The following is a 20,643-nucleotide window of genomic DNA, read 5'->3' as shown; positions in this document are numbered from 1 at the left end:
TAATAGAACGAAAAATATTTTGAAATTATTTTATAATTTGACATTATTGATTGAAATGTTAAAATGAAAAAAGAATTATAAACTGAAAGGAGATGAAATGTTAAATTATAAAGATAAAAACTATTTTTGCCAATTAGATTTAGGATTGGAGTTTATTCGTGGAAAATGGAAAGGCCTTATTATTTGTCATTTAAAAAATGAACCTGTAAGATTTTTGGAGCTTCAAAGAAGAACGAAGGGTATTACTCAAAAAATATTAAATGAACAATTGAAAGCACTAGAAGAAGAAGGAATTGTTGAAAGAATTGTTTATCCAGAAGTTCCACCAAGAGTTGAATATAAGCTTACACAAAAAGGATTGGCTCTTTTACCAGCTTTAGAAATGATTGAAAAATGGGCTGAAAACTATTTAGATTCTTGTGACATTGGAGATTAAATAAAAAAGTGGAGTTATAAAGATAACTCCACTTAAAAGTTTATGAGTATTTTTTAGGGAGTAATTAAGTTATTTAAATCATAACGAATAATATTTGAGAACTTATCTTCTAAAATATCTTTAATTATATCTCTTTCGTCATCATAAAAAGTTGAATGGTCATAACTTCTTACTCTAATAGTATAATTTTCACTGAAGTCAAAATATTTTGTAAATGTTTTTCTATTCGGTGAATAAATTTTGTAAAATCCACTTATTGTAACTCTTTTATTAGCAATAAATATTTTATTTTTATCTTTTATCTCTTCTCTTGTTTCAAGTGTTCTAATATATACATTTGAGAAGTTAAAATCAATAAAATAATTTTTAGATGTAGGTGTTATTGAACTTGAAAAACCTTTAAATATGGTATAATTTCCAAGATTTCTATTAATATTCATATCAGAGGCATGAATTAATGCGTTTGTAACTAAGTAGTCTAATTTAGAAAATCCTCTGAAAGATGAAGAGATATATAGGTTGATAGTAACATCTCTTTCAAGACTCTGAATAGCACTATTTATTATATAACTATTTATATATTTATTTAAAGTTTTATAATAGTTAATATTTTGTATTTTTTGATTTCTTTGAATGTAGATTTTCTCATCTTTTAAAACAAAATCTTCAAATATCTTAGTAATTTTTAACTTTGAAGAGTTAAAATCATTGTAATCAATTTTAACTGTAGGAAATTTAGAATGTATTTTTCTAAACTCTTCAACAGTGAGTAGATATAGATTTAATGAGTTCAGATTTTGTTTTGAAAAATATTTGTTTTGAAGCAATTTATTTTTTATGGATGTAATTTCAGAGTATTGTTTTTGATATTGAGCTATACCAACACCTGAATCAGGTGAATAGTTCAACCCAGATATTAAATCAAGGGTTCCTTCAGAGGTCAATCCTCTCGAATAGTAGATCTTAATGGAATTATCAATCTTACTGTTTCCAATAGAGGTCATAATAGCACTACAACTGGTTAAAAATAATATCGAAAAAAATATTAGAGCGATTTTAAAAAAAGAATATTTTTTCATAATTGAGGATCCTTTCATTATTAATATAATAGCTAATTATAACATAGATTTCAAAAAAATAATAAGTATATATTTTTCACAAGGTTATTGAACTTTACATACAAATATGGTATTATAATCAATAAAAGTTTACTCGTATATTTTGGAAATAAGGTCCAAAAGTTTCTACGTCCTAACCACAAATATGGATGCTATGGGTAGAGATTATACTAAAAATCTCTTAAAAATCTATTTTAAGTGGTAATTGAGTGTAAATTCTATCCTAGATTAGAGTTTACACTTTTTTTATTATTTAATCGGAGGTTTTTTGTGAAACAAATTTTAATAAAGAATGCATATATAGTTTCTATGAATGCAAAAAGAGAAATTTTTAACAACGGTTCTATCTTAATCGAAAATGATAGAATAAAAGAGATTGGAAAAATAGATGAGAAAAATTTATTAGCAGATGTAGAAGTTTTAGATGCAAAGGGGAAAATTGTATTACCAGGATTTGTAAATACTCATGTTCATTTATCTCAGCAACTAGGAAGAGGGATTGCAGATGATGTGGATCTTTTAACTTGGTTAAGAGAGAGAGTTTGGCCATATGAAAGTAGTTTTGATTATGAAAGTTCTTTAATATCATCAACAGCTTGTTGTGTTGAGATGATAAAATCTGGAGTTACAACATTTTTAGAATCTGGTGGACAATATGTGGATGCTATGGTTGAAGCGGTAAAAACTACAGGAATTAGAGCAGCACTTTCAAAATCAGTTATGGATGAGGGCGTTGGACTTCCAGAAAACTGGATAAAAACAGCGGATGAAGAGATTGCAACTCAAAAAGATTTATATGATAGATTTAATAATACCGCAGATGGAAGAGTAAAAATATGGTTTGCATTGAGAACTATATTTAATAATTCGGATGAGTTAATATTAAAAACAAAAAAGATTGCAGACGAGTTAAATACAGGAATTCATATGCATATAGCAGAGATAGCAGCAGAGAATGATTATGTAAAAGCGAATAGAGGAGATTCAACAGTAGAGCATCTACATAAATTAGGTGCTTTAGGACCAAATTTATTAGCGGTTCATACAGTTTGGCTAACTGATAGAGAGATAGATCTGTTTAGACTATATGATGTAAAAGTATCACATAATCCAGCAGCAGCAATGAAAGTTGTTTTAGGATTTGCAAGAATTCCAGAGATGTTAGAAAAAGGATTGAATGTTTCTATAGGAACAGATGGAGCACCTTCTAATAATAGAATGGATATGATGAGGGAGATGTATTTAACATCACTTATTCATAAAGGAAGAACTTTAAATCCAAAAGCTGTTCCAGCAGAGCAAGTATTAGAGATGGCAACAGTTCACGGAGCTAAATGTGCACTATTAGATAAAGAGATAGGAAGTTTAGAGGTTGGAAAAAAAGCTGACTTAATAGTTTTAAATCCAAATACACTTCACTCATTACCACTTCATGACCCTATAGCTAATATAGTTTATACAATGTCGAGTGAAAATGTTGAATCGACGATGTGTAATGGTCAGTGGTTAATGAAAAATAGAGAGATTTTAGTTTTAAATGAAGCTGATTTAATTGAAAAATTAAAAATCAAGGCAGAAGAGATAAAAAAGAAAGCAAAGATTGAATTACCAAATAGATTTCCAGTAGTGGACATAATATAGTGGAGGATAAAGTGAGCACATTAACAGATAAATTAAATAGATTTTTTAAGATAGAGGAGAGAGGAAGTTCTGTTAGAACAGAGGTTTTAGGCGGACTTACAACGTTTTTAACAATGGCATATATAGTATTCGTTAATCCAGCAATACTATCAGCTACTGGAATGGATAAAGGAGCACTAATAACAGTTACTTGCCTAGCAACTGCGATAGGAACAGGAATAGCTGCACTGTGGGCAAATGCACCATTTGCTTTAGCACCAGGAATGGGATTGAATGCATTCTTTACTTATACACTAGTTTTAGGGCAAGGAGTTTCTTGGGAGGATGCATTAGGTGTTGTATTTATATCAGGACTATTCTTCTTGCTTATGACACTAGGTGGAATAAGAGAAAAGATAGCAAATGCTATTCCATCAGTTGTTTCAACAGCGGCGACATCAGGAATTGGATTATTTATAGCATTCATAGGACTTAAAAATATGGAGGTAATTGTAGCCAATCCAGCAACTTTTGTAGGATTAGGAAAGTTCTCTTTACCAACTGTTTTAGGAATTTTAGGATTGGCTATAATGGCTGTTTGTGAGATAAAAAGAGTTAGAGGTGGAATTTTAATAAGTATAGCAATAACAACTATAATTGGTATGTTTTTAGGAATAGTAGATGCACCAACAGCAATAGTTTCAATGCCACCGGCAATAACACCGATCTTTATGAAGGTTAATATTTTAGGAGCTTTAAAAATATCATTAATAGGATCGATTTTCTCGTTTATGTTTATAGATTTATTTGATTCTTTAGGATTTATGATGGCTTGTTATAAAAATATGGGACTAGTTCAAGGGGATGAAGGAGCAAAAGGTTTAAAAAGAATGCTTCAAGTAGATGTATCTTCAACTTTAATCGGAGCTGTTTTAGGAACGAGTACAGTAACATCGTTTGCTGAATCAGCAGCTGGAATAGCAGCTGGAGCTAGAACAGGATTAGCTTCATTAGTTACAAGTGGACTATTTTTATTAGCGTTACTTTTCACTCCTTTAGTAGGAGTAGTTCCAGGGTACGCATCAGCACCAGCATTAGTACTAGTTGGAGTATTTATGTTTAAATCTATAGGAAATATAGATTTTACAGATATGAAGTTAGCTGTTCCAGCATTTATAACTATAGTTATGATGCCGTTAACTTACAGTATTAGTATTGGATTAAGCTTTGGATTTGTTGCTTATATAATAACTCACGTAGCTGCGGGAGAGATAAAGAAAATAAATTTAACACTTTGGGTAATCGGTGCATTATCAGTTTTAAATTTGGTTGTATCTTAATCAATAACTTTGAAAGAGAGAATTTATTTCTCTCTTTTTTTTAAGAAATTTTTCAAAGGAATTGAGAAAATTCCGAGGAAAATGTATAATGTAAATTGACAAAACTAATTTGGAGGAAGATATGGACACGTTATCACTAGTATTAATATCTATAGGATTGGCTATGGACGCATTTGCAGTTTCATTGACAGAGGGATTGGCAATGAAGAGATTAAAAAAAAGGAACATATTTAGAATTGCACTTGTTTTTGGAGGATTTCAGGCTTTGATGCCGTATATTGGATGGAGAATAGGTGGAGTTTTTGCAGAAAAAATATCGCAGTATGATTATATTGTAACAACAATACTATTATTATTTGTTGGTGGGAAAATGATTTATGATGGATGGCAAGAGCAAGAGTGCGAAGAGAAAGGTAAATGCGATATGGTGTCGAATTTACTTTTATTAGGGTTTGCTACAAGTATTGATGCTTTGGCTATTGGATTTTCATTCTCATTGGTTCCAAATTTAGATATATATTATTCGATAGAAATAATTGGAATAATAACTTTCTTTATAGCTTCAATTGGAGTTTTCTTAGGACATAAGATGGGGCATCTAATAAGTTATAAAACAGAATATCTAGGTGGAGGAATTTTAGTTTTAATGGGGTTGAAAGCTTTCGTAAGTCACTTTATCTAAAGAGGAGAGATCTATGGAACGATTGTTTTTAGTAAATTTTATGTTTTTATTAGCAATTTTACCAATTATATATTTAAGACGTAGTTATTTTAGAAGAAATATTTTTTTAGGAAGATTTTTGGGTAACTATATTTTTATAACTCACTATATATTTTTTCTATTGATTATACTAGGAGTTGTAAATCATTTTTACAACTTAACTAAATTTGATATGTTAACTGTAGCTTTTATAGTTTTACCGATATTTTTTGTTTTTTCTTATTACAACTTTTCAGTTGCTAGAGTAATAAAAATGGAGATTCATTTAAAAAATCATAATATAGGTAAAAAGTTGAGAATAGCTTTTATATCTGATGTTCATCTATCTGCATTAACTAATAAAAAAAATATAGAGCGTTCGTTAGAGCGAATGTTTGAAGAGGAACCAGATATTCTTTTAATAGGTGGAGATTTAATAGATTATAGTTGTAGAGATATAAAATCGAATTTTTCAAATAGTTTTAGAAGGGTAACGCCTAAATATGGTATTTATGCTATTGTTGGAAATCATGAATATCAAGGCGGAGTTGAATCTAATATAAAATATATTGAAAACTTGGGGATAAAAATTTTAAGAGATGAAGTTTTAACAGTTGATGGAGTAAATATAATTGGAAGAGATGATGTTACAAATAAAAGAAGAAAAAAAATTGCGTATTTAACAAAAAAAATAAATACTGATTTACCAACAATCCTTCTAGATCACAATCCGAATTCAATAGAGGAAGCAATTTTAAATAAAATTGATTTAGAGCTTTGTGGACACACACATAGAGGACAGTTTTTTCCATATAATTTAATTGTAAAAAAAATGTATAAGAATTATCATGGATATAAAAAATTTGAGGAAACTCATACACTTGTGAGTGCTGGATTTAGCTCATGGCTTATACCGTATAGAGTTAACAGTACGAGTGAGATAAATATTATAGATTTATATTATTAAATTAAAAGCCTAGCAAAAATACTTTTTGCTAGGCTTTTGTTTTAGATGAAAAATATAAATAGACTTCCTAAAAGAATTAGAATTGCAAAATTTAAAATTGAAAAAATCTTAAAATATTCTTTTTTATCTTCAGGATATTCATCAAGATATAGTTTATACGATATTAAACTAGCTAACGATGCGATTAAAGTTCCAAGACCACCAATATTAACTCCTATAAGAAGAGGTTTCCATTCTGCTGTGAAACCAGAAATAAGAATTGCAGCAGGAACATTACTGATAATTTGACTCATAAAGATTCCAGTTAAATATATTCCTAAATCAGTTGCCAGTAAATTTGTCATTATCTCTTTTATAAAAGTTATATTAGAAAGATTACCAACAAATATAAAGAAGCTGACAAAAGTAGCCAAAAGAATCCAATCTAATTCTTTTAAAATATTTTCTTTTCTTAAAATAAGATAAGTTAGATTTAAAAGAGTTACATAGGTTATTGGAAATTTAAAAAATATATTCATCAAAACTAAAATAAAAATAGTTGATGAAAATAAAACATTTAAATTTTTATTCAAAATAGGTATGTCTAACTCAAAATATAGCTGATCCTTTGGTGTAAAAAAATTAATAACTAAAAGAATAATTAAACCTAAAGATGATATTCCAATTGTAATTTTAAAAAACTCTATAGCTAAAGGTGCAAATTTAGAAAATATAAAAATATTTTGAGGGCTTCCCATAGGGGTTAAAGCACTTCCTAAATTAGCAGCAATAGTTTCTAAAATAACAATTTTTAAAGTTGAAAAATTTGATTTTTTTCCAATTATTATAGTTAGAGGTACAAAAGTTATAAGTGCCACATCATTAGTTAAAAACATACTAAAGAAAAAAACTAAAAATATTAGAGCAGCACATATAACTCTTTGATTATTATACTTTTTTAAAAAACTGATAGCTATAAAATCCAAAATACTCTCTTTTTTGTAGAGTTCAACAACAACCATCAGATTAAAAAGTATCATCAATACATGAGTATCAATATATGAAAATTTTGGTAATGAAATAAAACTGCTCAAGGCAGCAAAAAGGGTCGCTATAAGAAATAGCGACTCAGATTTTAATCTATTAAATAACTCTTTCAAAATTTATCCTCTCCAGTATACTATTCAAAATGACAGAGAATAAGTTCATATATTATGTTTGCCATCAATCGAGATGTTCTATCATCATAGTCGAATGTAGGATTGATTTCAGCAACATCAATTGTTAAATTTTTAGAATATCTAGCAATTGTTTTAAGTAGTGGTAAGGCATTTCTAGGATTTACACCAAAAGTTTGAGGTGCACTAACTCCTGGTGCAGATGTAATATGAAATACATCAGTACATAAAGTTAGATGAATATAGTCATTCCTATTTAAAATAGAGTAAAGTTCATCGTTAGGAATTGTTCTTATCTCTTCTGCAAAATAGTATTTTACACCAAGATGATCAGCTCTATCAAAAAGCCTTTTTGTGTTAGAGAATTTTTGAATTCCAAAAACATTGTAATCAAAATTAAGGTTCTTTTCTTTACATATATCAGCTATTTGTAAAAACATAGTTCCTGAATTTCTTCCGTTAGAGTACTCTCTCATATCAAAGTGGGCATCAAAGTTTATGATTCCAATTTTAGGGGTTGTATTTTTTTCTAAAGCGTATTGTAAAATACCACTATAGTTAGCAAAGGCTATATCATGTCCACCGCCTAAAAGAACAACTAAGAAATTTCTCTTCTTAAGTTCTGCAACAATATTAGCTAATTCAGTATGTGCAGATTCAAGATCATGCCCAACAACTTCAATTGGAAACTTTAAATCATAAAATTTTAGATTCTCTTTAAATATAGGAAAGCCTGACAAAGCTTTTTTAACTTGAATCCATCCATCTTTAGCTCCCAATCTTCCAGAGTTTCTTCTCACACCTTCATCCGAGTTAAAACTAACAAAACATACTTTTTTTTCATCGAAGTCCACATTAACTAACTCTTCAAGAGTCATAATTTTAACAACTTGATGAATTCTAAGAACATCTAACTCTTCACCGTCTACTCTTCCATTCCAGTACATAACTCACTCCTGTTATTTATCTAATAGTTTATTAATTAAGTCTTCACTAGCAATATATGGTAGTGTGATGTGATCAGTTCCAAGATTATTGTTGTTAAACTCGATAACTGTTTCAATAGAGTGTGGGTTTCTTGCCCAAGCTCTTCTTGCAACCCCTCCCATAACATCCCAAGGCATAGCTGTAGATAAGATCTCATCTACTCTCTTGCTTCCATCTAGGACCATTCCAAATCCACCGTTGATAGATTTTCCTATTCCTACTCCTCCACCATTGTGAAGAGCAATCATAGTCATTCCTCTAGCTGCATTTCCGGCAAAACATTGGGTTGCCATATCAGCCATGATATTACTTCCATCTTTAATATTTGAAGTTTCTCTGAATGGAGAATCAGTTCCAGATACATCATGATGATCACGTCCTAACATAACAGGACCAATCTCTCCTTTTCTAACCATGTCATTGAATTTTAAAGCTATAGCAGTTCTACTCATAGCATCTTGATAGAATATTCTAGCTTGAGTTCCAACAACAAGGCCATTTTCATCGGCATCTTTAATCCAAACATAGTTATCTCTGTCTTGGTATCTTCTATTTGGATCAACTAACTCTAGAGCGGCAGCATCAGTTTTAAGTAAATCCTCTTTTTTTCCAGATAAACAAACCCATCTAAAAGGACCATATCCATAATCGAATAATTCAGGACCTAAAATATCTTCAACATATGATGGGAATATAAATCCACCTTTATCGTCTCTTCCATTTTTTGAAATCTCTTTAATTCCTATATCATATATAGATTTTAGGAAGCTATTACCATAATCAAAGAAATACACACCTTTACTAGTTAAACTTTTAATAACATTATAGTGTCTTTCTAAAGTTTCATCAACTAATTTTCTAAATGTTTTTCTGTCTTCAGCTAGAAGTCTAGTTCTCTCTTCAAATGTTATTCCAACAGGACAATATCCTCCATCGTAAACAGCATGACAAGAAGTTTGATCAGATAGAAGATCTATATGAATGTTGTTTTTGTCAGCGTATTCTAATAGATCTACAATATTACCGTGATAAGCTATGGCATATGGAGTTTTAGAATTCATTTTCTCTTTTGCTAAAGTGAAAACTTCAGCTGGAGTAGAAAGGAATTTGTTTATCCATCCTTGTTCTAATCTAGTTTGAATTCTAGATAGATCTACTTCTGCAATAATAGAAACCCCTTTAGCAATTACAGTAGCTTTTCCTTGAGCTCCACTCATTCCACCAAGACCTGACGTAACAAAAAGTTTTCCTCTTAAGTCACCATCAGCAGGAACTCCACAGAAAAGTCTACCAGCGTTTAAGATTGTTGAATAAGTTCCATGAACAATTCCTTGTGGACCGATATACATCCATCCACCTGCTGTCATCTGTCCATAATTAGCAACTCCAAGGGCAGCGGCTCTAGCCCAGTTGTCATAATCATCAAAAGCTCCAATCATAAGAGCGTTTGTAATTATAACTCTAGGAGCTGAAGGGTGAGATTTAAAAAGTCCAGTCGGGTGACCTGAAGCTACAACAAGAGTTTGATCCATTGTTATATTTTCAAGATACTTTTTAATTAATCTATATTGCATCCAGTTTTGACAAACTTGTCCTGTTTCACCATAAGTAACAAGTTCATAAGGATAAAGAGCGATGTCAAAATCAAGGTTATTATCAATCATAACTTGGATAGCTTTAGCATCGGTACAGTTTCCTTTGTATTCAAATATAGGTTTACCATAGATATTTCCAGTTGGTCTAAATCTATACCCATATATTCTCCCATAAGTCTTAAGTTCATCTAAAAACTCAGGAGCAAGCATTTCATGAAACTCCTCAGGAATATATCTAAGAGCATTTTTAAGAGCAAGTGCAATTTCATCTTTTTCTAAGTGAACAACTCTTTTAGGAGCTCTTCTGATTTTAGGATCAAATTTTTGAATCTCTAAAGGAATATCAGCAGCAGTTAATTTAATAGTCATCGCATTGAAAATTTCTTGATTTAACATAATCTCCTCCAGTAAATAAAATATATTTAAGAACAGTAATTTATTACCTCATAAAGTCATAAAAATAAAATATATTCTATATAGAATTAGAATTAAAAAAATATACTGTATAAATAAAAATAAAAAAAGTGAAAAAATTTTTTCAAAAAAAGATTGACATTTTCATATCAAATCTGATATTATCATTTCAAATAAAAAATTAAAGGAGGAAAGCAGATGACTATGAGAAGGATTTTAAGGACACAAACTAGAATTAACAAAAAGAATATATTTTTGTGTGCCCTAAAAAACAATCTCATTAATGTTGTTATGCTATAGATTTTTTATTATTCTATAAAGTTACAATTGTATTTTGAGTCAGTGTTTTGATAGCACTGACTTTTTTTATACTCAAAAATAAAATATATAAAAAATAAAAATTAGGAGGTAAGTATTATGAAAAAGATGTTATCAGTAGTTTTATTTTGTATTATGGGAGTTTTAGGTTTTGGAAATGATGTTTTATATGTGGGAACAAATGCGGAGTTTGCACCATTTGAATATATGGAAAATGGTGAGATAGTTGGATTTGATATTGATTTAATAAATAAGGTCGGAGAAAAAATAGGAAAGGAGATAAAAATAAAAAACATAACATTTGATGGACTGCTTCCAGCACTTCAGACAAATAAATTGGATTTAGTCATTGCTGGAATGACTATGACAGCTGAAAGAGAAAAGTTTGTAGATTTTTCAGATGATTATTTTGTAGCTAATCAAGTGATAATAGTACCTGAAAAGGATTCAACTATTGCAAATCTAGATGCATTAAAAGGGAAAAAAGTGGGAGTAGTATTAGGATATACGGGAGATTTGATGGTTTCAAAAATTGAGGGTATAGATAAAATCCAATACAATTCAGCACCGGGTGCAATCATGGCTTTAAGTTCTGGAAAGATAGACGCTATGATTCTTGATTCAGCACCAGCAGGAAGCTACATATCACAAAATAAAGGGTTGAAAGTTGTAAAAATTGATGCAGAAGAGGAGAAGTATGCTATAGCTGTTGCTAAAGGGAAAAAAGAGCTTGTAGAATCGATAAATAAAGCTTTAAAAGAGATAAAAGAAGAGGGAACTTACGACAAACTTATTATAAAATATTTTAACTAGGGAGGATATTAATGAAAGAAAAGGTTATTTTAGCGTACTCTGGGGGATTAGACACATCGGTTATAGTACCTTGGTTAAAGGAAAATTATGATTACGAGGTTATAGCTGTTGCTGTGGATGTTGGACAAAAAGAGGATTTTAAAGCCATTGAAGAGAAAGCTTATGTGACAGGAGCATCAAAATTTTATTTGGTGGATAAAGTAGAGGAGTTTGTAAATGATTATATATTTCCAACTCTGAAAGCTGGTGCAATATATGAAAATAAATATCTGCTAGGAACTTCTATGGCAAGACCAGTAATAGGAAAAGCCTTAGTAGAGATAGCACACAAAGAAGGAGCGAAATATATTTCGCACGGGGCAACAGGAAAAGGAAATGATCAGGTTAGATTTGAATTAGCTATAAAGGCTCTTGATCCATCTTTAAAGGTAATAGCACCGTGGCGTATTTGGGATATAAAATCTAGAGAGGAGGAGATAGAATATTTAGAGAAAAAAGGGATAACTCTTCCATTTCATAAAAAATCTCCATACAGTAGAGATGAGAATCTTTTTCATGTGAGTCACGAAGGGTTTGATTTGGAATATCCATCAAAAGAGCCAAATTTTGAAAATGTTTTACAATGGGTAAAAACTTTAGAAGCTGCAAACGAGAAGAGTGAATATATAACTTTAGAGTTTATTAAAGGAGTTCCTGTAGCTTTAAATGGAGAGAAGTTATCAGGTGTTGAAATCATAAAAAAACTTAATAAAATAGGATCAGAGCATGGAATTGGTGTTTTAGATATGGTCGAAAATAGATTGGTTGGAATGAAATCAAGAGGAGTCTATGAAACGCCAGGTGGAACGATTTTATATTTTGCACATGAAGAGTTAGAAAGATTGTGTTTAGATAAAGATACCTACCAAGAGAAAGTAAAACTTTCTCACGATTTTTCAAAATTAGTTTATAATGGGCAGTGGTTTACAACTTTAAGAGCGGCAATATCAGCTTTTATAGACGTTACACAGGAGTTTGTGACAGGTGAAGTGAAATTAAAATTGTATAAAGGAAATATAATTTTAGCAGGAACAACATCACCATTTTCATTGTACTCAGAGGAGTATTCAACGTTTGAAAAAGATAGTGTTTACAACCAACAAGATGCAGAAGGATTTATAAATCTATTTGGTCTACCGATTAAGATTGAAGCCTTACTAAGAAAAAAGTTTTGACATTCTAAAAAAAAAATGATATTCTACCTTAAATTAATATTTTGATAGAGGTTGCGAAATTCAAAAGTAAACAAACTAAGATTTAGTAGGTCAAAGAGGTTTGTTGAAAGGGAAGTTCGCCGAAGTTCAACTTTTTCTACTAGAAAGATGAGCTGGGTGTATAAAGAAGATTTATACAACTGTCACCGAAATGGTGTTGTGCTATCGTAGATTATTATTTTAAGCTAACATAGTTGAAATGAGTTTTTCAGGCGATAGTTATTTTTTTGACTATCGTTTTTTTTATTATAATGTCATCGGAGGAGGAACTAATGAGAGTAGTAAAAAAATTTGGTGGAAGTTCAGTTGCAACAACAGAAAAAATAAAAAATATAGCTATGGATATAGCTAAAAATTATAAAGAGGGTGATGAAGTTGTAATTGTAGTTTCAGCAATGGGTAAGACAACGGATGCACTTATAAAGTTAGCTAAGGAGATATCGGATACCCCTGATGTAAGAGAACTAGATTCTCTTTTATCCACAGGAGAGCAGCAAACAACATCTCTTTTGAGTATGGCTTTAAAAGAGCAGGGGTGTAAGGCAATATCTTTAACAGGAGCTCAAGCAGGAATTAGAACTGGTGGAGTTCATACAAAAAATAAGATAGAGAGCATAAAGATAGATAGAATAGAAAAACATCTAAAAGATGGAAAAGTAGTTATAGTTGCGGGGTTTCAAGGTATAAATGATAATGGTGATGTAACAACTCTTGGAAGAGGAGGATCAGATACGAGTGCTGTAGCTTTGGCAGCAGCTTTAAAATGTGATTGTGAGATTTATACAGATGTTACCGGAATATTTGGAGTAGATCCTAGAGTTTATAAAAATGCAAAAAAACTAGAAAAAATTTCATACGAGGAGATGATGGAGATGGCAAATTTAGGAGCTGGTGTAATGGAGACAAGAGCGGTTGAGATAGGAAAAAAGTATGGAGTTAGAATATATGTTGGGCAAACTTTAGGGGTTGAAACAGGTACATATATTTGTGATAGTAGTGAGATAATAGAGAAAAAAGCTGTGACTGGAATATCTATAAATAAAAATGTTATAATGGTAAATCTAGAGAATTTTTCAGGAGTACCTAAAAATGTAGCTACTGTTTTTAATAATCTGGCAAAGCATAGTGTAAATGTAGATATGATATCACAAAATGAGGTTCAGAATATAAAAGGAAGTATAGGATTCACTTGTCCTTTAACAGATGATCACTTTCTAAATAACTCATTAGAGGATATTAGAAAAGAGATTCCTGCAATAGAAGTTACAAAAAGAACGGGAGTTGTAAAAATATCTTTAGTAGGAATAGGAATGATAAGCAACTTTGGAGTAGCAGCAAAAGTATTTGAAGTTTTAGCAGATATAGATGCAGCGTTTTATCAGTGTACAACATCAGAGATTTCAATATCGTTAATCATAAAAGAGGATGAAGCGGTAAAAGTAGTAGAAAGACTAGCAGAAGTATTTTCAATATAATAGGAGGATAAAGCAATGTATAATATAGCGATAGTTGGAGCGAGTGGATTAGTTGGAGGAACATTTTTAAAAGTTTTAGAGGAGAGGGATTTACCGATAGATAATTTATATCTATTTGCATCAGCTCGTTCAGCAGGAAAAGAGGTTATTTTTAAAGGAAAAACTTTAGTTATAGAGGAGCTAATTGAAAATAGTTTCGATAGGGATATAGATATAGCACTATTTTCAGCAGGAGGAGATATTAGTAAAAAATTTGCACCTATTGCGAGTGAAAAAGGTGTAGTTGTGGTTGATAATAGTAGTGCTTGGAGAATGGATAAGGATGTTCCTTTAGTTGTACCAGAAGTAAATCCTGAGGATATATTTAAAAATAAAGGTATAATAGCTAATCCAAATTGTTCAACGATTCAATCGGTTGTTCCTTTAAAAGTGATTAATGATCTTTATGGAATAAAAAGAGTTGTTTATTCAACTTATCAAGCTGTATCTGGAAGTGGAATAAAAGGCATAGAGGATTTAGAGAGAGGACTTAAAGGAGAGGCACCAAAAACTTATCCTCATCCAATAGTGAATAACTGTTTGCCACAGATAGATTCTTTCCTAGAAAATGGGTACACAAAAGAAGAGGAGAAAATGATAAACGAAACTCGTAAAATTTTAGGTAATTGGGAGCTTCCTGTGACGGCAACTTGTGTTAGAGTTCCAGTTATGAATGGGCATTCTGTATCTATAAATGTTGAGTTAGAAAGAGAGCCTAATATAGAGGAGTTAAAAGCTAAATTTAGAGAGTTTGATGGAATAATTTTAGAGGATGATGTACAAAATAGTATTTATCCTTTAGCTGCGTCAGCAACAGGAAAAGATGATGTTTTTGTTGGACGTATCAGAAAAGATTTTAGTATCCAAAATGGATTAAATCTTTGGGTTGTAGCTGATAACATAAGAAAAGGAGCAGCAACGAATGCAATTCAGATTGCAGAGGTTTTAATGAAAAAGTAGTTCGAGGAGAAAATATGTTAAAAGTAAATCCAAATTTAGATAAAATAGAGATATCTGTTATTAGAAAAATAGCAGAAGCGTGTAGAGAGTATGAAGATGGAGAGAAAGAGCTTATCAATTTAACAATTGGTGAGCCGGATTTGCCTCAGCCAAAAGAGGTTATAGATGGAACTATAGAGTATATGCAAGAGGGGAAGTTAGGTTATCCGCAACTTGGTGGGATGATAGAGCTAAGAGAAGAGATTGCAAAATTTTATAGAGAGAAGTATAAAGTTGATGTAAAATCAGATGAGATAATCATAACAGTTGGAAGTACAGAGGGATTATCAACGGCAATTAGAACTGTTATTTTACCAGGTGATGAGGTTATCGCACCTCTACCAGTATACCCAGGGTATGAACCTCTGATAAATTTAGCAGGAGCTAATTTAGTAAAAGTAGATACTTCGAAAGACAACTTTGAATTGACAGTGGAAACTTTAAAAAAATATGTCACTTCAAAAACAAAAGCCATAATTTTAAACTATCCATCAAATCCTTCAGGAGTTGTTATATCAAAAGAAAATAGAGATGAAATTTTAGAGTTTGTAAAAGAAAATCATATCTACATAATAAGTGATGAGGTTTATAGTGAGCTTGTTTTTGATGTAAATCACAATACGTTTTTAGATGATAGATACAGAGAGAATGTAATTTTAGTAAATGGATTCTCAAAGTCTCATTCATTGACAGGATGGAGAGTTGGTTATATTATAGCTCATAAAAAATTGAGAGATTATCTTGTTAAAGTTCATCAATATGCGGTGACATCACCAAGCATTATATCTCAAAGAGGAGCTCTTATTGCTGCTAGAAAATGTCAGGATATATCGGAACAGGTAGGAATTTATAAACAGCGTGCTCAGTTAGTATATAGAAAATTGAAAGAAGCAAATATATCTGCAATAGAACCGAAAGGAGCTATATATATATTTATTTCATTGGATGGAATAACTGAATTAGGTTCTTTAGAGTTTGCTCAAAAACTTTTAGAAGAAGAGAGGGTTGCTGTTGTTCCTGGAGTTGCGTTTGGAATGGATAACTATATCAGAATATCTTTGGTTAAGGATAAAGAGATTTTAAATGAGGCTATTGATAGGTTTATAGATTTCATCAGTAAAAATTAATAATCGAATTGAACTTTTAAAGGTAGAGGAAAAAAAGAGGTTGACCATTTTGGTCAGCCTCTTTTTTTATTTTAGAAATTAACTTTGTTTATTTCATCGCTGAATTTTTTAGCGATTAGCTGAGGTCTAGTTATAGCTCCACCTACAACAACAGCATATGAACCCATCTCCATAGCAGACCTAGATTTTTCAGGTGTATCAAAATTCCCTTCAGCAATAACAGGTTTTTTACATTTAGCTATAAGTTCTTTTAAAACATCAAAGTTATTTAATCCTTTAGAATGCTCGGTATAACCAACTAAAGTTGTTCCAATAAAATCAAACCCTAACTCTTCGGCACGAATCCCCTCTTCAACAGTTGAGATATCCGCCATAAATTTTTGATTTGGATACTTTATTTTTAAAGATTTTAAAAGCTCAATATCAGCATTTATAGTTGCATCAAGAGCGATAACATCTATATCAGTTGCAATTAAAGCTTCTAATTCTTTTTCTGTTGGAGTGATATATGAAACCATTCCTTCGTAATCTTTTTTTATAATTCCAATGATAGGAAGATCAACTAATTTTTTTATTTCTAAAATATCCTCTACGCCATTAGCTCTAATCCCAACTGCTCCGCCCATTTCAGCGGCAACAGCCATTCTTCCCATAATAAAAGAACTATGTAGTGGTTCACTCTCTAACGCTTGACATGAAACAATAAGACCTTTATTCATTTTCTTGATTTCCTCCTTAATTATTTTCTATGATTTCGTTTATTTTTTGTTTTATAGGATCAGCCATTGCTCCAAAAATAGCTTGTATTCCACCTTGAACTTCTAAAACACCAGTTGCTCCTAAATTCTTAATCTTGATTTTATCAACTTTAGAAACATCTTTGACAGAAACTCTAAGTCTAGTTATACAAGCATCAATATCGTCAATATTTTCCTTTCCACCAAGAGCAGCTAAAATCTCTTTAGATGTCTCATATAAAGAATCTTTAGTGATAATTTTAATTTCTTGGTCATCACCTTCTCTTCCAGGTGTCGCAATATTAAAACGTTTTATTAAGAATGAAAAAGTAAAATAGTATAGAGCAAACCAGAAGGCTCCAACGATTAAAACATAAATCCAGTTTGTAGTAGCATTACCTTGTAAAACTCCGAAAAGAGTGAAGTCTATTAATCCACCTGAGAAAGTATTTCCGATAGATATATTTAATAAATCAGCTACAAGGAAAGATAATCCATCAAAGAAAGCATGAACACCATATAGCCAAGGAGCAACAAATAAAAACATAAATTCAATAGGTTCTGTTATTCCTGTTATGAAAGATGTAATTGCACCACTAAGGAATAATCCCCCAACAGCATTTTTTTTATTTTGAGGAGCACACTTATACATAGCAAGACAAGCACCAGGAAGACCAAACATCATAGTAGCAAAACGTCCAGCAAAGAATCTAGTTCCTTCTGTAAATAAACCAGTGTGATTTGGATCAGCTAATTGTGCAAAGAAAATATTTTGTGCTCCAACAATAGATTTACCAGCGATTTCAGCAGTACCACCAAGTTCAGTATACCAAAATAGGGGATAAATCATATGGTGTAAGCCGATAGCACCACTAAGTCTTAAAAGAAAACCATAAAGAAATGTTCCTAAAATTCCTAAACTTGCAATAGATTTACCAGCAAAAGTTAACCAGTTTTGAAAAGTTGGCCAAGTCAGGAAGAATAGTATTCCGATACCTATTGCAGTAAAAGATGAGATAATTGGAACAAATCTTGAACCACCGAAGAATCCTAATACTGCAGGCAATTTTACATTACTATATCTATTATGTAAAAAGGCAACAATAGAACCAATAACAATAGAACCGACAACTCCAGTATCAATTGAGACTACAGAAGGATTGAAAGCTGTAATTAATCCTTTTATAGATGCATTCATAACAAGAAAAGCAACAGCTCCAGCTAAACCAGCAGTTCCTTTGTCTTTTTTTGCTAAACCGATAGCTAAACCAATACACATTATTAGTGCTAAGTTTGCAAAAATAACTTCTCCAGAAGCTGACATGACTTTTAAAATTCCTTGTAAAAAAGGAATGTTTAAAAATGGATATGCATTAACAGTATTTGAATTAGAAAGAGCTCCACCTATACCTAGTAGTAATCCCGCAGCAGGTAAAATAGCGATAGGAAGCATAAACGATTTACCAATTTTTTGTAAATTTTTAAACATGATAATCCTCCTGAAAATTTTTTGAATATATTGATGAAAAAATGAAAATTATTTTCTAGTGTATGCAATAAATATATCATATAACTAAAAAAAATACAATAGTAATAAAAAAAATACATATAATTATTTTTTAAAAAAATATTGACATTTGAGAGAGATTGATATAGAATCTATAAAAAATTAAAGAAGGAGGAGCTCATGAACAAATTTAAAAACATGTTAACTATAATTATAATAATATGCTTTTGGGTTTGGATTTGATGAGTTATATCTCTGAAAATATTCAAGCCTTATTTTGTTATAAAAATAAAGGCTTGAGCAAAAGGTATGAAGTTTTAAGAGCTTAAGTCTATAGATTTAAGCTCTTTTTTTTTATAAATTTTTAAAACTGAGGGAGGCCAAAATGAGAAGCGAGATTGTAACAAAAGGATTAAGTAGAGCACCACATAGAGCACTTTTTTATTCAATGGGATTAACAGAGAGAGAGCTAGAGCTTCCCAAAGTGGGAATCGTAAATTCATATAATGAGATTGTTCCAGGTCATATTCATTTAAAAAATCTTGTCGAGGAGGTCAAAGCTGGAATAAGAATGAATGGAGGAGTTCCGATGGAGTTTAATACAATAGCTATTTGTGATGGAATTGCTATGGGGCATGAGGGGATGAAGAACTCTCTTCCGACAAGAGAACTTATTGCAGATTCAATAGAAGCAACAGCATACGCAATGCCCTTTGATGCGCTTGTTTTTATGCCTAGTTGTGATAAAGCTGTACCAGGAATGTTGATGGCAGCTGTAAGATTAAATCTACCATCAATTTTTATAGGTGGAGGACCAATGTTGGCTGGAAAATTTAAAGGAAAAAAAGTGGGGATTTCAGATCTGTTTGAATATGTTGGAAAAGTTCAAAGTGGAGAGATGTCAGTAAATGAATTGAATGAAGCGGAGCACGAGACTTGTAAAACATGTGGATCATGCTCAGGAATGTATACTGCAAATACGATGAATTGCTTAACAGAAGCATTGGGAATAGCACTTCCAAAGAACGGAACGGTACCCAGTGTATATTCAGAAAGAAAAAGATTAGCCAAAGAATCCGGATTTCAGGTAATGGAATTATTTAGAAAAAATATTAGAGCGAGAGATATTATAAATGAAAAAAGCTTATATAACTCAGTTCTTGTTGACATGGCACTTGGAGGGTCGACAAATACAACTCTTCATTTACCAGCAATAGCTTATGAATGTGAGGTAAAACTGAATCTAGATATGTTTGATGAAGTGTCAAAAAAAACAAAGCAGATAGTTAAATTATCTCCAGCAAATTCACATTTTATAGAGGAGTTTGATGAAGCCGGAGGAGTAAGTGCTGTTTTAAAAATTTTAAAAGAAAAAGATTTGTTGAAATCTAATCAGACAGTTTTACTAAAAAATATATTAGAGATTGCAGAAAAAGCAAAAATATTAGATAAAGATATAATTAGAGATTTTGAATCTTCATATTTTGATACAGGTGGAATCTCTATACTGAAAGGAAATTTAGCTCCGAAGGGTGCAGTTGTAAAATCAGGAGCGGTTCATGAAAGCATGTTAGTACATAAAGGGGAAGCAAAAGTTTTTAATTCTGAAGAGGAAGCTTATGAAAGTATTTTGAGCGGAAAAATAAAGAAGGGGGACGTAATAGTTATTCGTTATGAAGGTCCAAAAGGTGGGCCTGGAATGAGGGAGATGTTATCACCAACAGCAGCTTTAGTAGGTATGGGATTAGATATGTATTGTGCTTTACTAACAGATGGAAGATTTTCTGGTGGGTCTAGAGGGGCTGCTATAGGTCATATATCACCAGAAGCTTCGGATGGAGGACTTATAGCTTATGTAGAAGATGGAGATTGTATAGAGATAGATATTCCTAAAAATAGAGTTGAGCTTTTGATATCAAAGGAGGAGATAGAAAAAAGAAAAGCGAGTACAACACTTTTAAAAAGAGATATAAAAAATAGAATGCTTCAAAAATATGTAAAATTAGTTTCAGATTCATCTGAAGGAGCAGTAACTAGATAG

At 31.2% G+C, this 20,643-nt stretch carries 17 protein-coding genes and 2 riboswitches; of the genes, 11 read left to right on the top strand and 6 right to left on the bottom strand.

Annotated features, from left to right (window positions below):
* Positions 1–97: 97 nt before the first annotated feature.
* Positions 98–436, top strand: coding sequence for a helix-turn-helix domain-containing protein (locus L988_RS07855; RefSeq protein WP_047383184.1), 339 nt, complete (start codon positions 98–100; stop codon positions 434–436).
* A gap of 53 nt (positions 437–489) precedes the next feature.
* Here L988_RS07855 and L988_RS07850 read toward each other — a convergent pair whose 3' ends face one another.
* On the bottom strand, positions 490–1,440 hold the full coding sequence (locus L988_RS07850; RefSeq protein ID WP_156111942.1) for a hypothetical protein: 951 nt from the start codon (positions 1,438–1,440) through the stop codon (positions 490–492).
* 188 nt (positions 1,441–1,628) lie between these two features.
* Positions 1,629–1,729, top strand: a riboswitch (purine riboswitch).
* Positions 1,730–1,824: 95 nt separating this feature from the next.
* Here L988_RS07850 and L988_RS07840 point away from each other — a divergent pair.
* The 4 genes from L988_RS07840 (at position 1,825) to L988_RS07825 (ending at position 6,181) form a co-directional block, all read left to right on the top strand.
* Positions 1,825–3,195, top strand: coding sequence for an amidohydrolase (locus L988_RS07840; RefSeq protein WP_047383178.1), 1,371 nt, complete (start codon positions 1,825–1,827; stop codon positions 3,193–3,195).
* A gap of 11 nt (positions 3,196–3,206) precedes the next feature.
* Positions 3,207–4,514: an NCS2 family permease gene (locus L988_RS07835; RefSeq protein ID WP_047383176.1), complete on the top strand. Its 1,308-nt coding sequence runs from the start codon at positions 3,207–3,209 to the stop codon at positions 4,512–4,514.
* Between the two features lie 121 nt (positions 4,515–4,635).
* Positions 4,636–5,196 (top strand): manganese efflux pump MntP family protein, encoded by a 561-nt coding sequence (locus L988_RS07830; protein ID WP_047383174.1) that lies wholly within the window; start codon positions 4,636–4,638, stop codon positions 5,194–5,196.
* A gap of 13 nt (positions 5,197–5,209) precedes the next feature.
* On the top strand, positions 5,210–6,181 hold the full coding sequence (locus L988_RS07825; RefSeq protein WP_047383172.1) for a metallophosphoesterase: 972 nt from the start codon (positions 5,210–5,212) through the stop codon (positions 6,179–6,181).
* Positions 6,182–6,222: 41 nt separating this feature from the next.
* Here the strand turns inward: L988_RS07825 and L988_RS07820 are convergent, their stop codons facing one another.
* Genes L988_RS07820 through L988_RS07810 form a run of 3 tightly spaced genes read right to left on the bottom strand, consistent with a single transcriptional unit; the run spans position 6,223 to position 10,316 of the window.
* Entirely contained in the window at positions 6,223–7,320 is a 1,098-nt protein-coding gene (locus L988_RS07820) for an SLC13 family permease (RefSeq protein WP_197053954.1), read from the bottom strand.
* A 20-nt stretch (positions 7,321–7,340) separates the two neighbouring features.
* Entirely contained in the window at positions 7,341–8,285 is a 945-nt protein-coding gene (gene hutG, locus L988_RS07815) for a formimidoylglutamase (RefSeq protein ID WP_047383170.1), read from the bottom strand.
* Positions 8,286–8,297: 12 nt separating this feature from the next.
* The gene (locus tag L988_RS07810; protein WP_047383169.1) at positions 8,298–10,316 is read right to left on the bottom strand and encodes a urocanate hydratase; all 2,019 of its coding nucleotides are present in this window, start codon (positions 10,314–10,316) and stop codon (positions 8,298–8,300) included.
* Positions 10,317–10,751: 435 nt separating this feature from the next.
* Between L988_RS07810 and L988_RS07805 the strand changes: the two genes are divergently transcribed.
* The 5 genes from L988_RS07805 to L988_RS07785 all read left to right on the top strand — a co-directional run bounded on the left by L988_RS07805 (position 10,752) and on the right by L988_RS07785 (position 16,358).
* On the top strand, positions 10,752–11,465 hold the full coding sequence (locus tag L988_RS07805) for a basic amino acid ABC transporter substrate-binding protein (RefSeq protein WP_047383167.1): 714 nt from the start codon (positions 10,752–10,754) through the stop codon (positions 11,463–11,465).
* An 11-nt stretch (positions 11,466–11,476) separates the two neighbouring features.
* Positions 11,477–12,679, top strand: a complete 1,203-nt coding sequence (locus L988_RS07800; protein ID WP_047383165.1) for an argininosuccinate synthase — start codon at positions 11,477–11,479, stop codon at positions 12,677–12,679.
* 37 nt (positions 12,680–12,716) lie between these two features.
* A riboswitch (Lysine riboswitch) is annotated at positions 12,717–12,891 on the top strand.
* Positions 12,892–12,990: 99 nt separating this feature from the next.
* Complete coding sequence (locus tag L988_RS07795) at positions 12,991–14,193, top strand: aspartate kinase (RefSeq protein ID WP_047383163.1); 1,203 nt, start codon at positions 12,991–12,993, stop codon at positions 14,191–14,193.
* Positions 14,194–14,208: 15 nt separating this feature from the next.
* Complete coding sequence (locus L988_RS07790) at positions 14,209–15,192, top strand: aspartate-semialdehyde dehydrogenase (protein WP_047383161.1); 984 nt, start codon at positions 14,209–14,211, stop codon at positions 15,190–15,192.
* A gap of 14 nt (positions 15,193–15,206) precedes the next feature.
* The gene (locus L988_RS07785; protein ID WP_047383159.1) at positions 15,207–16,358 is read left to right on the top strand and encodes a pyridoxal phosphate-dependent aminotransferase; all 1,152 of its coding nucleotides are present in this window, start codon (positions 15,207–15,209) and stop codon (positions 16,356–16,358) included.
* Between the two features lie 71 nt (positions 16,359–16,429).
* Here the strand turns inward: L988_RS07785 and L988_RS07780 are convergent, their stop codons facing one another.
* Both L988_RS07780 and L988_RS07775 read right to left on the bottom strand, forming a co-directional pair.
* Complete coding sequence (locus L988_RS07780) at positions 16,430–17,098, bottom strand: N-acetylmannosamine-6-phosphate 2-epimerase (protein WP_047383157.1); 669 nt, start codon at positions 17,096–17,098, stop codon at positions 16,430–16,432.
* On the bottom strand, positions 17,094–18,584 hold the full coding sequence (locus L988_RS07775) for a PTS transporter subunit EIIC (protein ID WP_047383155.1): 1,491 nt from the start codon (positions 18,582–18,584) through the stop codon (positions 17,094–17,096). The genes L988_RS07780 and L988_RS07775 overlap by 5 nt, the downstream gene beginning before the upstream one ends.
* 403 nt (positions 18,585–18,987) lie before the next feature.
* Between L988_RS07775 and ilvD the strand changes: the two genes are divergently transcribed.
* Positions 18,988–20,643: a dihydroxy-acid dehydratase gene (gene ilvD / locus L988_RS07770; protein WP_047383154.1), complete on the top strand. Its 1,656-nt coding sequence runs from the start codon at positions 18,988–18,990 to the stop codon at positions 20,641–20,643.

The sequence above is a fragment of the Cetobacterium sp. ZWU0022 genome (genome assembly GCF_000800875.1).
GTDB lineage: Bacteria > Fusobacteriota > Fusobacteriia > Fusobacteriales > Fusobacteriaceae > Cetobacterium_A.
The sequence above is the reverse complement of the archived record's forward strand: the minus strand, read 5'-3'. Positions and strand labels throughout refer to the sequence as shown.